The 15,530-nt window shown below is 68.6% G+C and carries 16 protein-coding genes and 1 tRNA gene; 14 read left to right on the top strand and 3 right to left on the bottom strand.

Features of this window, described 5'->3' with window-relative positions:
• Positions 1–23: 23 nt before the first annotated feature.
• The 4 genes from glp (at position 24) to JF781_RS16770 (ending at position 3,374) form a co-directional block, all read left to right on the top strand.
• Positions 24–1,310 carry a gephyrin-like molybdotransferase Glp gene (gene glp / locus JF781_RS16785; protein ID WP_225328015.1) on the top strand — a complete coding sequence of 429 codons (1,287 nt, stop codon included), beginning with the start codon at positions 24–26 and terminating at the stop codon, positions 1,308–1,310.
• Between the two features lie 20 nt (positions 1,311–1,330).
• Positions 1,331–1,984 (top strand): GNAT family N-acetyltransferase, encoded by a 654-nt coding sequence (locus JF781_RS16780; protein WP_225328016.1) that lies wholly within the window; start codon positions 1,331–1,333, stop codon positions 1,982–1,984.
• A 202-nt stretch (positions 1,985–2,186) separates the two neighbouring features.
• Complete coding sequence (glpR, locus tag JF781_RS16775) at positions 2,187–3,251, top strand: gephyrin-like molybdotransferase receptor GlpR (protein WP_225328066.1); 1,065 nt, start codon at positions 2,187–2,189, stop codon at positions 3,249–3,251.
• A gap of 50 nt (positions 3,252–3,301) precedes the next feature.
• Positions 3,302–3,374, top strand: a tRNA-Ala gene (locus tag JF781_RS16770).
• A gap of 115 nt (positions 3,375–3,489) precedes the next feature.
• Here JF781_RS16770 and JF781_RS16765 read toward each other — a convergent pair.
• Positions 3,490–3,972, bottom strand: coding sequence for a MarR family winged helix-turn-helix transcriptional regulator (locus JF781_RS16765; protein ID WP_225328017.1), 483 nt, complete (start codon positions 3,970–3,972; stop codon positions 3,490–3,492).
• 95 nt (positions 3,973–4,067) lie between these two features.
• Here JF781_RS16765 and JF781_RS16760 point away from each other — a divergent pair, with 95 nt between their 5' ends.
• The 9 genes from JF781_RS16760 (at position 4,068) to JF781_RS16720 (ending at position 11,972) form a co-directional block, all read left to right on the top strand.
• Positions 4,068–4,691: an NADPH-dependent F420 reductase gene (locus JF781_RS16760; protein WP_225328018.1), complete on the top strand. Its 624-nt coding sequence runs from the start codon at positions 4,068–4,070 to the stop codon at positions 4,689–4,691.
• A gap of 85 nt (positions 4,692–4,776) precedes the next feature.
• Positions 4,777–5,676 carry a TIGR03619 family F420-dependent LLM class oxidoreductase gene (locus JF781_RS16755; protein ID WP_225328019.1) on the top strand — a complete coding sequence of 300 codons (900 nt, stop codon included), beginning with the start codon at positions 4,777–4,779 and terminating at the stop codon, positions 5,674–5,676.
• 148 nt (positions 5,677–5,824) lie between these two features.
• Complete coding sequence (locus JF781_RS16750; RefSeq protein WP_225328020.1) at positions 5,825–6,958, top strand: M42 family metallopeptidase; 1,134 nt, start codon at positions 5,825–5,827, stop codon at positions 6,956–6,958.
• Positions 6,959–7,104: 146 nt separating this feature from the next.
• Complete coding sequence (locus JF781_RS16745) at positions 7,105–8,121, top strand: GHMP kinase (protein WP_225328021.1); 1,017 nt, start codon at positions 7,105–7,107, stop codon at positions 8,119–8,121.
• Entirely contained in the window at positions 8,109–8,726 is a 618-nt protein-coding gene (locus tag JF781_RS16740; RefSeq protein ID WP_225328022.1) for an SIS domain-containing protein, read from the top strand. The genes JF781_RS16745 and JF781_RS16740 overlap by 13 nt, the downstream gene beginning before the upstream one ends.
• An 8-nt stretch (positions 8,727–8,734) precedes the next feature.
• Complete coding sequence (locus tag JF781_RS16735; RefSeq protein ID WP_255641975.1) at positions 8,735–9,289, top strand: HAD-IIIA family hydrolase; 555 nt, start codon at positions 8,735–8,737, stop codon at positions 9,287–9,289.
• 227 nt (positions 9,290–9,516) lie between these two features.
• Entirely contained in the window at positions 9,517–10,467 is a 951-nt protein-coding gene (locus JF781_RS16730; RefSeq protein WP_225328068.1) for a GNAT family N-acetyltransferase, read from the top strand.
• Positions 10,468–10,604: 137 nt separating this feature from the next.
• Positions 10,605–11,294 (top strand): DUF5642 family protein, encoded by a 690-nt coding sequence (locus tag JF781_RS16725; protein ID WP_225328023.1) that lies wholly within the window; start codon positions 10,605–10,607, stop codon positions 11,292–11,294.
• A gap of 27 nt (positions 11,295–11,321) precedes the next feature.
• Positions 11,322–11,972, top strand: coding sequence for a DUF5642 family protein (locus JF781_RS16720; RefSeq protein WP_225328024.1), 651 nt, complete (start codon positions 11,322–11,324; stop codon positions 11,970–11,972).
• 14 nt (positions 11,973–11,986) lie between these two features.
• Here the strand turns inward: JF781_RS16720 and JF781_RS16715 are convergent, their stop codons facing one another.
• Positions 11,987–12,583 (bottom strand): alpha-ketoglutarate-dependent dioxygenase AlkB, encoded by a 597-nt coding sequence (locus tag JF781_RS16715; RefSeq protein ID WP_225328025.1) that lies wholly within the window; start codon positions 12,581–12,583, stop codon positions 11,987–11,989.
• Positions 12,584–12,679: 96 nt separating this feature from the next.
• Here JF781_RS16715 and arcA point away from each other — a divergent pair, with 96 nt between their 5' ends.
• The gene (arcA, locus tag JF781_RS16710; RefSeq protein ID WP_225328026.1) at positions 12,680–13,894 is read left to right on the top strand and encodes an arginine deiminase; all 1,215 of its coding nucleotides are present in this window, start codon (positions 12,680–12,682) and stop codon (positions 13,892–13,894) included.
• 73 nt (positions 13,895–13,967) lie between these two features.
• Here arcA and JF781_RS16705 read toward each other — a convergent pair whose 3' ends face one another.
• The gene (locus JF781_RS16705; RefSeq protein ID WP_225328069.1) at positions 13,968–15,500 is read right to left on the bottom strand and encodes a dolichyl-phosphate-mannose--protein mannosyltransferase; all 1,533 of its coding nucleotides are present in this window, start codon (positions 15,498–15,500) and stop codon (positions 13,968–13,970) included.
• Positions 15,501–15,530 lie beyond the last annotated feature (30 nt).

Genomic DNA, 15,530 nt, shown 5'->3' with positions numbered 1-15,530 from the left:
CATTGAGGGCAGAGAGGCGCGCTGTGCGTTCTGTGGAAGAGCAGCAGGCCCGGATCACGGCTGCCGCGGTGGCCCCGCGGCCCATACGTGTGGCGATCGCCGAGGCGCAGGGACTGATGTGCGCCGAGGAGGTGGTGACCGAACGCCCGATGCCCGGTTTCGATCAGGCCGCGATCGACGGCTATGCGGTGCGCAGCGTCGACGTCCTCGGCGTCGGCGAGGTCGGCAACGACAGTCTCCCCGAGCCGCTCGACGACTCACCCGAGAACGACGCGCGCGACGGGTTGGTGCTGCCGGTGATGGGAACCGTCGAGGCCGGTTCGCGCACGCCCAGCCGCTTGCAGCCACGCCAGGCCGTCCGCGTGCAAACCGGAGCCCCGCTGCCCACGCTGTCCGACGCGGTCCTGCCGATGCGGTGGACCGACGGCGGAACGTCGCGCGTGCGGATCTACCGGGGAGCGCCGTCGGGTGCCTATGTGCGGCGCGCCGGCGACGACGTCCAACCCGGTGACGTCGCGGTGCGCGCCGGAACGGTCATCGGCGCTGCCCAGGTCGGGCTGCTCGCCGCGGTCGGTCGCGAACGCGTGCTGGTCCATCCGCGGCCGCGGGTCACGATCATGGCGCTGGGCGGCGAACTGGTCGACATCTCGCGCACCCCGGGAAACGGGCAGGTCTACGACGTCAACTCCTATGCGCTGGCGGCGGCGGCCCGCGATGCCGGCGCCGAGGTCAACCGCGTCGGCATCGTCGGCGGCGGCCCCAGGGAGCTCCGCGACATCGTCGAGGGCCAGATCAATCGCGCCGAGGTCATCGTCGTCGCCGGCGCGGTCGGGGGCGCCGCGGCCGAAGCGGTGCGCTCGGTGCTCTCCGAGCTCGGCGAGCTCGAGGTCGTCCGGGTCGCGATGCATCCCGGCTCCGTTCAGGGCTTCGGGCAGCTGGGCCGCGAGGGCGTTCCGACGTTTTTGTTGCCGGCCAACCCGGTGAGCGCGTTGGTGGTCTTCGAGGTGATGGTCCGCCCGCTGATCCGGCTGTCGCTGGGCAAGCGCCAGCCGATGCGCCGCATCGTGCAGGCTCGCACACTGTCGCCGATCACGTCGGTGGCCGGGCGCAAGGGTTACCTGCGCGGCCAGCTGATGCGCGACCAGGAGAGCGGGGAATATCTGGTGCAGGCACTCGGCGGAGCCCCGGGCGCGTCGCACCTGCTGGCCACCCTCGCCGAAGCCAACTGTCTGGTGGTGGTGCCCACCGGCGCCGAGCAGATTCGCACCGGCGAGATCGTCGACGTCGCTTTCCTGGCCCAGCGCGGCTGAGCGGAACGACTGCGTCCACGGTGAACCTGTTGCGCTCCACTTCTCGTCATCCGGGCTGGCCCATGAGCGTTGGGCCGCTGCGGGTTCCGGCCGGCGTGGTCCGGCTGCGAGCGGTGCGGCTGCGCGACGGCGCACAGTGGAGCCGGATCCGGCTGGCCGATCGTGCGCACCTGGAACCGTGGGAGCCCAGCGCCGAGGGCGACTGGACGGCCCGGCATGCCGTGGCCGCGTGGCCGGCGCTGTGTTCCGGCCTGCGGGCGGAGGCACGCCAGGGCCGGATGCTGCCCTACGTCATCGAGCTCGATGGCCGGTTCTGCGGCCAGCTCACCGTCGGCAACGTCACGCACGGCGCGCTGCGCTCGGCATGGATCGGCTACTGGGTGCCGCGGTCGGCCACCGGCGGCGGAGTGGCGACCGCGGCCTTGGCCCTCGGCCTCGATCACTGCTTCGGACCGGTGATGTTGCACCGGGTGGAGGCGACCGTGCGCCCGGAAAATGCCGCGAGCCGGGCCGTGCTGGCGAAGGTGGGGTTTCGCCAGGAGGGCGTGTTGCAGCGCTACCTCGAAGTCGACAAGGCGTGGCGCGATCACCTGCTGATGGCCATCACCGTCGAAGAGGTCACCGGGTCGGTGGCATCGGCGCTGGTCCGCGCCGGTAACGCGAGCTGGGTATGACCGCCGCCGATTAAATAGGCGCCGCGGTGGCGCGCCGGGGGAGATCCAATCCTTACCAGTTTGGGACTAGCGCGACACGAGTGACTCATGGTGCTTGTGAGAGGCAAATTACAGGTGTGTAATTGTCCTGGTCGTCATGACCCGGCCGCGGTGGCCACCGATGGGCTTCGCGGGGGACGAGAACCAAAGAGAGCAGGTCGTCATGCCAAGCATCCCGCAGTCGTTGTTGTGGATATCGCTCGTGGTGCTGTGGCTGTTCGTCTTGGTGCCGATGCTGGTCAGCAAACGAGACGCGGTGCGCCGCACCAGCGACGTGGCGCTGGCGACCCGAGTCCTCAACGGCGGGGCCAACTCCCGGCTGGTCAAGCGCAGCGGTCCGGCCGCCGGCCACCGCAGCGACCCCGACTGGCAGCCGCCGGAAGACTCGGCCGACACCGACCTCGACGACGAGCACGACCTCTCCGAGAACGAAGACCGCGACCGGGAACCGGACGACGACGCCGACACCGACGAGCTGAGCCGCCGGCGCCCGGTGGTGATGAAGATGGCCATGACCGAGCCCGCCGAGGCGGACGAGCCCGACTACCTCGACGTCGATGTCGTCGAGGATTCGGCGGCACTTCCGGTGGGGGCCAGCGCTTCCGCGGGCGAGGACTCCGATGAAGAACCCGCCGAGGCCGCCGAGGATGACGACGCCGACACCGAGGCTGTCGCCAAGCACGACGACGACCGCTACGAGTACGTCGAGGACTCCTCCGGATTGGAACCTGCCGCCGACAGCGACGACGCCGACGAGGAGGCGCCGGCGCCGATCCCGCGCAACGCCGCGCGGCGGCGCCGCTTCGACGCCAAGACCGCCGCCGCGGTCAGTGCCCGCAAGTACGCCTTCCGCAAGAAGGTCTTGATGGCGATGGCGTTCGTCCTGGTCGGCTCGGCCACCGCGGCGTTCAAGATCTCGCCGAGCGCCTGGTGGGTGTGCGGCAGCGCGATCGGCATCACCCTGCTGTACCTGGGTTATCTGCGGCGCCAGACGCGCATCGAGGAGAAGGTGCGCCGCCGCCGGATGCAGCGGATGGCGCGGGCGCGCCTCGGCGTCGAGAACGCCTACGACCGCGACTACGACGTGGTCCCCTCCCGCCTGCGCCGCCCGGGCGCGGTGGTGCTGGAGATCGACGACGAGGACCCGGTCTTCGAGCACCTGGACTACGCGATGGCGATGCGGACCTACGGTTGGCCCCGGGACTTGCCGCGCGCTGTCGGCGAATAGCGCTGGCGTTTCGGCCGTGGGTGCCGCGGCTGGTAGCCTGCTAGCGGTCAGGGGCTATGGCGCAGTTGGTAGCGCGACTCGTTCGCATCGAGTAGGTCAGGGGTTCGATTCCCCTTAGCTCCACAAAGTTTGAGCAGATCGGGGCGCATTTCCCGGTTTATTCGCATTCACCGAGCGATGCCCGGCGCGCAGCGGCCGCCGGACTCGGTAACCGCCCACCCGTAACGCTGCATCTCACCTATGAGGGCTCGTCTTCCGCGGGGGAGCCGCCGTCTGTGGCCAGGTGGTGCAGGACTCGTTCGTTGAGGGCGGCGAGCATGTCGAGCTCAGCCGGCGTCAGCAATCCGATGAAGTTCCGGCGGACGTCCTCGACGTGCTTGGGTGCCGCCTTCTCGATCGCGGCGCGGCCGGCCGGCAGCAGGCAGACCATGGTGCTCCGGGCGTCGTCGGGGTTCGGCTCGCGGCAGATCAGCCCGCCCTTCTCCATGCGTCGCACCTGGTGGGAGACACGGCTTTTCTCCCAGCCCAGTGCGTTGCACAGGGCGCGGGCAGGCATGCGGTCCCGTTCGTGCTCCGAGAGCACCGCCAGGATCTGGTAGTCGGCCCCCGACAGGCCCAATTCCTGCAGACCCCGGTTCAGGTGCACGTCGAGCTGATGATGCGCGTGCTGAAAGGCCCGCCAGGCGCGGTCTTCACGAGGGTCCAGCCAGTTCGGTTCCATCAGCCCCAATGTTACCCAATTGGTTGACGCATCACCAAAACTGGGCATAAGGTAGACACATCAACCTTTTCTTCGATAATCAGGATGGACACCTTATGGGCAGCATCAGCATCATCGGCACCGGGAACATGGCCCGCGCCATCGGCGCGCTGGCAGTAGCAGGCGGCAACACCGTCGAGATCACCGGCCGCGACGAGTCCAAGGCCGCCGACCTGGCCAAGGCCCTCGGCGGCGGCGCCACGACGGGAGAGTTCGGCGCCGTCCCGGCCGGGGACATCGTCATCGTGGCCCTGTTGTACGCCAATGTCGTTCCGGTCGTCGCCCAGTACGGAGAAGCCCTCGCGGGCAAGGTCATCGTCGACATCAGCAACCCCTTCAACGCCGCGGCGGATGGGCTGGCCATCCCCGATGACACCTCGATCGCGCAGGAAGTTGCCAAGGCCGCCCCGGCCAGCGCGAGCGTGGTGAAGGCGTTCAACACCATCTTCGGTGTTGTCCTGACCCAGGGCCGGCCGCTCGACGTCTTCATCGCCGGCGACGACGCGCGCGCCAAGGCGGGCGTTGCGGAGTTCGTCGGGAGCCTCGGGCTGCGCCCGCTGGACGTCGGCGAGTTGCACATGGCGCACTGGCTGGAAGGAACGGGCCTGGTCGTGATGGGCCTCGCCCGCCACGGGGTGGGGAATTTCGACTTCGCCCTCGGCGCCACCGTTCCCGCCTGAGCCGCACCGCCCCGGTCCACGCCGTGAACGGACCGGGGCGCCGTGCGCCCAAATAATGGTTGATCGATCACCGAAAGGATTCGCGATGAAGCTAGGTTTCGCACTTCCCATAGTCGGGTCCGCCGTCAGCGGCGCCGCTGGTCTGAGCGCGTTCTGCCGCGGACTCGAGGACCTCGGCTACGACACGCTGTGGGTCGGCGATCGCCTGGTCACGCCGGTTGCTATGCACAGCACCTATCCGGGCAAAGAGCAGCCGTACCCGCCGCAGATGACCCGGTACCTCGATCCGGTGCTGCTGTGGACGGTGGCCGCGGCGGCGACCAGCCGGGTGCGGCTGAACTCCAGCACGCTCAGCACGTTCTACTACGAGCCGGTGCACCTGGCCCGGCTGCTGACCACGCTCGACGTGCTCAGCGACGGCCGCCTTGACGTTGGCGTGGGAGTCGGGTGGATGAAGGACGAACACGACATCGCCCGCGGCGCGGACTGGAGCCGACGCGGCCGGATGCTCGATGACCTGCTGGCGTTTCTGCACGAGTGGTGGACGACCACCCCGGTGTCCTGGGACAGCGAGTTTTTCTCGCTGCCGCCGGTCCATGCCGACCTGCGCCCGGTCCAGGCCGGTGGTCCGCCCATCTGGATCGGCGGCGCCAGCGAGGCCGCGATGCGCCGGGTCGGCCGCAGCGGCACCGGCTGGCTCGGGGTCGAGGGGCTGCAGGACGAGGTCACCGACCACCTGTGGTCGATTGCGCGGGGTGCGGCAGAAGACGCCGGCCGCGACCCGGACGCGTTGAAGACGGCCATGCGGATCAACCTCGAACCGGGCACGTCCGTTGACGCTGTCGCCGACAGGCTCGAACGCCTCGCCAAGTCGGGTGCCGACGAGGCGGTCGTGGATGCTTTCGCCATGTTCCCCACCCTTGAGGAGTTGCTTGACTTCGCCGGTCAGGTGATCGCCCGATGGGGTGACGCAGGGAAGGCCTGACGGCAAATAGCGGTGAACACGGGCGGATGCAACGTGTTCGCCGAAGAACTCGGCATCGCGCTCGCCTGACGGCGGTTTCGCATCCGTCGCGATAGCCGCAGGCTATCGCGGGTACTGATCCTCTGAACCCAATGACGGAGAGGATCTCATGGCGCACCCCGACCGCGACTCAACCGACGAGTTGCTGCAAGAACTCCTGTGGACCTACGGGCCGTGCGGTCAGGAGGACGAGGTGCGCGCGGTCATCGCCCGCGAGCTGCAACCCCTCGTCGACGACATGTGGACCGACGACGCCGGAAACCTGATCGGATACATCGCCGCCGACGCGTCGGCCGGCGACGCCGGGGCTCCCGACCACCGCCAGCGGACCGAGGCCATCCCGGGCACCGCGACCCGGGTGATGGCGCACATGGACGAGCTGTCGATGATCGTCAAGCGCGTGGAATCCGACGGCACGCTGCATTTGACTCAGCTGGGCACGATGTACCCGGGCAACTTCGGGCTCGGCCCGGTCGCGGTGCTCGGCGACAACGAAACCCTCACCGCCGTACTGGCTCTCGGCTCCGAGCACACCACGCAGGAAAGCTCGCGGATCTGGGAGACCAAGCCCGACAAGGGCGACCGCGCGCTGGACTGGCATCACGTGTACGTGTTCACCGGCCGCAGCACCGAGGAGTTGGCCGAGGCGGGAGTGCACGCCGGCACCCGCGTGTGCGTTGACCGCAGCAAGAGATCCGTGGTCGAGATCGGAGACTACGTCGGCGCCTACTTCCTGGACGACCGCGCCGCGGTGACCGCGCTGCTGAACGCCGCCCGCCTGTTGCGCGAGCGCGACCAACGCCCCGCCGACGACGTCTACCTGGTCTTCACCACCAGCGAGGAGATCGGCGGGGTGGGGGGCACCTACGCCAGCGCCACCCTGCCCGGCCACCTCACGCTCGCCCTGGAAGTCGGCCCCACCGAAGTCGAATACAACACCACCGTCACCGGCGGCCCGATCATCGGCTACAGCGACGCGTTGTGCATTTACGACAAGGAGGTCGCCGACCGGCTGCTGAAAATCGCCACCGACCACGGCATGTCCCCACAGCCGGCCGCGCTGGGCGCATTCGAATCCGACGCGTCGCACGCCAAGGCCACCGGGCAGGCCGCGCGCGCCGGCCTGCTGTGCCTACCCACGCTGAGCACTCACGGCTACGAGGTCATCGCGCGCAGCGCGATCGACGACATGGCCGCCGTCGTCGTCGATTTCGTGCTGCAACCCAGTCAGCAGATCGCCTGAACCGGGCCCGGGGCAGTCGGGCGAAAACCCGATAATCGTGCTGGTCAGCCTGTTAGTCTGGCGGCGCTTCCGGACGCAGAACGATGGGGTTGGCACGTGGCACGCGTGGTCTCGCAGCTGAGCGATCCGCTCGACAGAGAATCCCCATGACACGTCCACGAATCCGCGCACGCGCGCCGCTGCGGATCTCGTTCGCCGGCGGCGGCACCGACGTGCCGCCGTTCCCGACGACCGAAGGCGGTTGCGTGCTGTCGGCGACGATCGATCGCTATGCGCAGGGATCGCTCGCCCCGCGCACCGATCGCCGGGTCAGCATCGAGTCGGTGGACTTCAAGACCACGCACGAGATGACGCTCGACAGCGAGATTCTCTACGACGGCAGCCTCGATCTGATCATGGCTGCGGTGCGCAGGTTCGGCCGTGACGGCACGGACGGCTACGACCTGGTACTGCGTTCCAGCGCCCCGCCGGGCTCGGGGCTGGGCTCGTCGTCGACGATGATGGTGGCACTCACCGGCCTGCTCGCCGAGCACTACCGGGTGCCCATGGGCGAATACGAGACGGCCCAGCTGGCGTGCGCCATCGAACGCGACGACCTGGGCATCGCGGGCGGGATGCAGGACATGTACGCCGCGACCTTCGGTGGGTTCAACTTCATCGAGTTCACCGACCGGGTGATCGTCAATCCGCTGCGGATCCGCGACGAGACGGCCTTCGAACTCGAGCTCAGCCTGCTGCTGTGCTACACGGGCATCACGCGGGACTCCGCGCGGGTGATCGAGGACCAAACCCGGCGCGCCACAACGGGTTCGGACGACACCCTGGCGGGGCTGCGGGCCCAGAAGGATTTGGCGGTCGCGATGAAGGCGGCGCTGCTGACGGGCAAGCTGAACGATTTCGGTGCTCTGCTCGGCGAGGCGTGGAGCCACAAGAAACGCATGTCGCCCTACATCACCAACGAGCGCATCGACGATCTCTACGAGCTGGCCCTGAAAAACGGTGCGCTGGGCGGCAAGCTCACCGGGGCCGGCGGCGGGGGATACATCCTGCTGTTCTGTGACTTCGCCAAAAAGCACCGTCTCATCGAAGCGCTCGAGGGCGCCGGGGCCGGCATCACCGAATTCGCCTTCGAGAGCAAGGGTTTGACCACATGGCTGGCATGACCGGGTCGGACGTCGTCGCGCCGAGCGTGCAGCTGGTGCAGCAGCGCTTGGCCGAGACCATCGCGGTCAAGCAGCAGATGCAGCAGGGCGATGTCGCCGCGCAGACCGTCGAGGTCGCGCGAGCGATCATCGGCTCGCTGCGCGCCGGGGGAAAGGTGATCTTCTTCGGCAACGGAGGGTCCGCGCAAGACGCCGGGCACCTGGCGGCAGAACTCATGGGCCGCTTTGCCTTTGACCGCCCGGGCCTGGCCGCGATCAGCCTGCCCGATGCCACCGCCGCGATCACGGCGATCGGCAACGACTACTCCTACGACGAGGTGTTCGCCCGCCAGGTCCTCGCCACCGGGCGCCCCGGGGACGTCGTCGTCGGGCTGACCACGTCGGGCAACTCTCCCAACGTCGTTCGCGCGCTCGAGGTCGCCGGCCAGGCGGGGATGACGACCGTCACCCTCACCGGCGCAAGCGGCGGCAAAGTCGCCGACGTCGCCGAATTGTGCATCCGGGTTCCCAGCGAGGACACCGCGCGGATTCAGGAGGCTTGCCTGCACCTGGGCCACTCGATTTGCGAAATGGTCGAAGCGGCACTGTTTCCCGGACCCTCCTGACATCGACGATGGCCGCACCCGACCTGCGCAACGTGCGCACCGTCTTCTTGGACCGGGACGGCACCATCAACGTCAAGGCCGCCGAGGGCGAGTACATCCGATCACCGGCCGAGTTGGTGCTGTTGCCGGGGGCGGCCACGGCGCTGGCCGCGCTGAACGCCGCGGGGCTGCGGATTGTGCTGGTGACCAACCAGCGGTGGCTTTCCGAACCCGCCTCCGATCCAACGCATTTCGCCGATGTGCAGCAGCGCTTGCAAGAACTGCTCGCGGATCAAGGCGCCCGGATCGATGCCGCCTACCATTGCCCGCACGCGGCGAACAGTTGCGACTGCCGCAAGCCCGGCACCGGCATGCTGTTACGCGCGGCGGCCGAGCACGCCATCGACCTGACCGCGTCGGTGATGATCGGCGACAGCGACATGGACATGAGGGCGGGCAGGGCGGCGGGAACGGCGACCATCCTGCTTCGCTGCGGCGGCGAGGCGTCTCCCGACGCCGACATCGTGGTCGACGACCTCGCCGCCGCCGTCGGGCTGATCTTGGACGCCCAAGCTGCGCTTTAGTTCGATCATGAACACGCCGCGGATCCTTGCCGCGGCCGCAACCTGCTCATAACCTGGCAACATCCGAGCGTGTCCAGGAGTCTCGGGCCTGGCGCACCAGACGACGGCAAGCAGGCGGGACAGGTCATGGCACCATCGCGACGCGCAGAGCGGTGTCGCGATGCTGCGGGCGGCGGTCCGTAGCGGTGGCCGGACTGACCGGCGCCCGGGTGGACGAACTGGCGACGATGGACATCTTCAAGGGATGTCCCGCCGAAGACCTTGCACCGTTAGCGGGCCGCCTACAGCCCCTGCGCGCCGCGGCCGGCGAGGTGCTGATGCGGCAGGGGGAGCAAGCCGTCTCGTTCCTGCTGATCTCCTCGGGCACCGCCGAGATCAAACACGTCGGCGACGACGGCGTGGTGATCGTCGAGCATGCGTCCCCGGGCATGATCGTCGGCGAGATCGCCCTGCTGCGCGACATCCCCCGCACCGCGACGGTGACCGCCGCCGAACCGCTGACCGGCTGGGTCGGTGACACCAGGTCCTTCGCCAGCATGGTGCACATCCCGGGCATCACGCCCCGACTGCTGCGCACCGTGCGCCAGCGGCTCGCCGCGTTCATCACGCCGATCCCGATCCGAGTTCGTGACGGCACGCTCCTGTTGCTGCGCCCGGTGCTCCCCGGCGACAGCGAGCGCACCGTGCACGGACACATCTACTTCTCCGGCGACACGCTGTATCGGCGCTTCATGACCCCGCGTCTTCCCACCCCGGCGCTGATGCACTACCTGTCGGAGGTCGACTACGTCGATCACTTCGTGTGGGTGGTCACCGACGGCAGCGACCCGGTGGCCGACGCGCGCTTCGTGCGCGACGAAAACGACCCGACGGTCGCCGAGATCGCCTTCACCGTCGCCGATGCCTATCAGGGTCGCGGCATCGGCACCTATTTGATCAGCGCACTGTCGATCGCCGCCGATGTTGACGGCATCGAAAGGTTTTCCGCGCGAATGCTTTCCGATAATGGTCCGATGCGCGCGATCATGGACCGCTACGGCGCCGTCTGGCAGCGCGAAGACATCGGCGTGGTCACCACCGTGATCGACGTGCCGCACCCGCGTCACCTGCCGTTCAGCCAGGACGAGGCCGAGCAGATCAAGCGCGTGGCCCGGCAGGTGATCGAGGCGGTCGGCTGAGACCGGCGCACGCGTAGTGCTCTATCCGCGGTCGGTCTCCGGACCATGAGGTGGCTTCCGAATCACGGAAGTTATCGAACGGCCCGGCACTGGCGTGGGGGAGACGCCATGGCGGTGTCGTGTGCTATCAACTCCTCATGCGGGCGTTCGGGATTGGCCCGGTGGTGACTACCGCGTTCACGTTGGCGGTCGCCGGGTGCGCTCATCAACCCGCGCCCAAACCGCCGGCCGTTCCGGCGAAATCGCCGCCGAGCAACGCCGCCGCCGTCAACCCCGCCAACATCAAACGGATCGTTCGCGACCTGCCGCCCGGTTACGAGGTGAGCACCGGAATCCCCAGCGGCGCCTCGCCGAGGGTGCTCTGGAGCCTCGGCGACGGCCTACACTCCAAGCCTGCCAAATGTGGGGCGCTGGCCGACCCCGGGAACGGGCGCGACCAATCGGCGCAGGGCGTGTCGGGCTCGGGGAGCGGCGGCATCGTCAACGCGGTGGTGGTGGCTTTGCCGGGGCCGGTGGATTTTCCGGAGGACCTGGTCACCGCGTGTGCCCAATGGTCGGAGACCGCCGGGAACACCGTGGTGCATGTCCACCTCACCGACGCGCCGTCCATCGAGGGCGTCCCAACCGTCGGCATGGTCGCCGATGTCAAGTCATCGGTCGAGTCGGGCACCGAAATAGATTCTCGCGTCTTCACATTCACCGCGTATCTGGGCAACTTCTACGCGTTCACCACGCTGACCACCGACCCAGGTTCAGCGCTTCCGGTACTGCCACCGCAATTCGCCGCGGATCTGCTCGCCAAAACCGTGTCCACGTTGCGCAGCTGAACTCCCCGCTTGGGTAGATTGGCCACGATGTCCAAGATGTTGCTCGCGGTCGCGGCCGTCGGCGTCCTGGCCGGCTGCTCATCGGCCACCCACGCGGCGAAGGTCGACATCAGCAAGGTCGTCGACGTGAAGTCCAGCTTCGGGCCCGATTTCAAGGTCAGCGACATCAGCGAACGGGGAATCGATCCCAAGCTGCTGGCCGGCCGGAAGCTGCCCGACGGGTTGACATTCGATCCCGCGAACTGCGCGAAAGTGGCGGCGGGGCCGGACATGCCGGCGGACCTGCAGGGCAACATGTCCGCGGTCACCGCCGAGGGCCACGGCAACCGGTTCGTGGTGATCGCGCTGGAGACCTCAAAAGCCTTGCCCGTCAACGATCCCGGAAAGGACTGCGCCAAGGTGACCTTCGCCGGCCCGCAGATGCGCGGCGGCGTCCAGGTGGTCGAGGCGCCGCAGATCGACAGCACCCGCACGCTGGGCGTGCATCGCGTCATGCAGGCGCTGACACCCGGGGGTCCACGCACCGGCGAGCTGTACGACTATTCGGCCTCATTCGGCGACTACCAGGTGATCGTCATCGCCAACCCGCTGGTGATTCCCGATCAGCCCGTCGCCCCGGTCGACACCCAACGCGCCCGCGACCTGCTCGTCAAAGCTGTCGCGGCGGTGCGCACCTGACGGCGGGGACGTTTTCAGCGCACGCCGCGCGGCCGAAATTGGATGCTCACCCGAGGACCGACGGCTGCCGCCGTCTTGGGCACGGCGTGCTCCCAGGTGCGTTGGCATGACCCGCCCATCACCAGCAGATCCCCGTGCGCCTGCGGCAGCCGCAGCGACGGGCCGCCGCCGCGGCGCCGCATCGCGAACGCGCGGGTGGCGCCGAGGCTGACGATCGCCACCATGGTGTCCTCGGAACTGCTGCGGCCAATCGTGTCGCCATGCCAGGCCACGCTGTCGGAGCCGTCGCGATAACAGCACAATCCCACCGTGGTGAACGGCTCACCGAGTTCGCCGGCGTAGATGTCGTTGAGCCGCCGCCGCAGCCGGGCCAACATCGGGTGCGGCGGGTCATCGACGGTCAGGTCGTGAAAGCTCACCAGTCGCGGCACGTCGACCACCCGGTCGTACATCTGGCGGCGTTCCTCGCGCCACGGCACGGTCGACACCAGGGCGTCGAGCAGGTCGTCCGCGTCCGTCAGCCAGCCGGCGCGGATCTCGATGAACGCGCCGTCGCCGAGCTGCCTGCGCTCGGTGTGCTGGAACAGGGAGCCTTGAACCGCAACCTCCACGCGACCGAGTTTATCGCACATCCGTTCGATGGCGCCGGGGCGCGCGACGGGCGTGTGAGGGGCCCGTCCGGCCCGCGCCGCCGCTACGGTTGAGGCGTGGGTGTGGTGGAGCTGGGTACCAAATCCGAGGTCGGCGCGCTGCGCACCGTCATCGTGCACCGGCCGGGCGCCGAGTTGCTCCGGCTCAATCCGCGCAACGTCGACCAGCTGCTTTTCGACGGCCTCCCGTGGGTGGCCCGCGCGCAGGACGAGCACGACCAGTTCGTCGAGGTGCTGCGTTCCCGGGGGGTCGAAGTGCTGATGCTGTCGGAGCTGCTCACCGAGGCGCTGACGCACAGCGGGGCCGCGCGGATGCAGGGCGTCGCGGCCGCCGTGGACGCGCGTCGGCTCGGAGTGCCTCTGGCGCAAGAGCTTTCGGCGTACCTGCGGGGACTGGAGCCGGCCCGGCTGGCTCAGGTCCTGATGGCCGGCATGACGTTCAACGAGTTGCCCGCGGACACCCGCACCGACGTGTCGTTGGTGCTGCGCATGCACCACGGGGGCGATTTCGTCATCGGCCCGCTGCCCAACCTGGTGTTCACCCGCGACTCGTCGATCTGGATCGGCCCGCGGGTGGTGATCCCGACACTGGCGCTGCCGGCCCGGGTCCGTGAGGCGTCGTTGACCGATCTCATCTATGCCCATCACCCGCGGTTCACCGGGGTGCGGCGCGCCTACGAGTCGCGCACCGCACCGGTTGAGGGCGGCGACGTGCTGCTGCTTGCGCCCGGTGTGGTCGCGGTGGGGGTGGGGGAGCGCACCACGCCCGCCGGTGCGGAAGCGTTGGCCCGCAGCCTGTTTGACGACGACCTCGCGCACACGGTGCTCGCGGTGCCGATCGCGCAGCGGCGCGCGCAGATGCATCTGGACACGGTGTGCACGATGGTCGACACCGACACGGTGGTGATGTACGCCAACATCGTCGACACGCTGTCGGCGTTCACCATCCAGCGCACCCCCGACGGCGTCGCCATCAGCGACGAGGTCCCCTTCCTGGAGGGCGCCGCCAAGGCGATGGAGATCGACAAGCTGCGGGTCATCGACACCGGGCTCGATCCCGTCATCGCCGAGCGCGAGCAGTGGGACGACGGCAACAACACGCTGGCGCTGGCGCCCGGCGTCGTCGTCGCCTACGAACGCAACGCGCAGACCAACATTCGCCTGCAGGACGCCGGCATCGAAGTGCTGACCATCGCGGGATCCGAATTGGGCACCGGCCGCGGCGGCCCCCGCTGCATGTCGTGCCCCGTCGCGCGCGACGCAATTTCATAACGCCGCGAAACTGTAACTGGCAACGCATTTCCCGAGTGACCCCGTCGCTGGTTGCAGTCTCGGGGCAAAGGTATCAGCGCCAGCTGGGCAGCCAGATCTCCATGTTCCACGTCTGTTGCGAAATCGGCATACCGGTGAGCACCGGGAACAGCCAGGCGAAGTTCGTCACCACCAAGGCCACATAGGCGCAGACGGCGATCAGCCCCAGCGAGCGTCGTTCCGAGTTGACGCCGGGGCCCCGGGCGGGGGCTCCCGGGGTGTAGAGGATGTCGCCGCAAATCAGCGCGATGGCCATCACCAGGAACGGCGCCATGGTCGCCGCGTAGAAGAAGTACATCTGCCGATCGATGTCGGCGAACCACGGCAGCCACCCCGCGCAATAGCCAACCAGCACAGCGGCGTAACGCCAATCGCGGCGCACCAGCATCCGCCACAGCGCGAAGATCAACACCGGTACCGCCAGCCACCACATCGCGGGCGTGCCCACCAGCATCTCGGCCTTGACGCAGGACTGGGCGCCGCACCCGGGCACGTTCTGCTCGTCGATCGCGTAGAGCACCGGCCGCAACGACATCGGCCAGCTCCACGGTTTCGACTCCCACGGGTGGTAGTTGCCGGCCGAATTCGTCAAGCTCTGGTGGAATTGGAAAGCCTTGGCGGAGTAATGCCACAGCGATCGGATCGCGTCGGGCAGCGGGATCAGCGAATGCGGGCCGATCGTCTGGCCCACCTCGTGCCGATCGATGGCGGTCTCGGAGGCGAACCACGGCGCGTAGCTGGCCAGGTACACCAACACCGGGATGAGGCCCAGCGCGTAGCCGGTGGGGATGAGGTCGCGCCGCAGGGTCCCCAGCCAGGGCCGGTCCACCTGGTACTGGCGCCGCGCGGCCACGTCGAACGCCAGCGACATCGCGCCGAAAAACACCACGAAGTACAGGCCCGACCACTTTGTGCCGCAAGCCAATCCGAGCAGGATCCCGGCGCCGAAGCGCCACCACCGCACACCCAGCCGCGGGCCCCATGCCGTGTCGGCGATGCGGCCCTGCACCAGCGCGACGTGCATTCGTTGCCGCACCTGGTCGCGGTCGACGATCAACGCGCCGAACGCGGCGACCACGAAGAACGTGAGGATGCCGTCGAGCAGCGCGGTCCGCGAGGCGACGAAGCTGACGCCGTCGCAGATGACCAGCACGCCGGCGATCGCGCCGATCAGCGTCGACCGGCTGATCCGTCGGACGATCCGCATCACCAGCGCCACCATGACCACGCCGAGCAACGCGCCGGTGAACCGCCAGCCGATGCCGCTGTAGCCGAAGATCGCCTCACCGATCGCGATGAGCTGCTTGCCCACCGGCGGGTGGACCACCAGACCGAACCCCGGATTGTCCTCCACCCCGTGGTTGTGCAGCGCCTGCCAGGCCTGCGGGGCGTAATGCTTTTCGTCGAAGACCGGCGTGCCGGCATCGGTGGGCGAGCCCAGGTTCAGGAAGCGGGTCACCGCGGCCGCCACGGTGATCACGCCGGTCGCCACCCAGCCGCGGACGTGATCGGTCGGCCCGAAATCGGCCACCGGAACCCGCGGGCCCGGGCTGACGACGGGGACCACGCGCTGCTTCTCGGCGCCCTCGATGGTCAA

The sequence above is a fragment of the Mycobacterium sp. WUMAC-067 genome, from assembly GCF_020217485.1.
Lineage (GTDB): Bacteria > Actinomycetota > Actinomycetes > Mycobacteriales > Mycobacteriaceae > Mycobacterium.
Note: the sequence above shows the minus strand (reverse complement) of the source record. Positions and strands in the feature narration are given on the sequence as shown.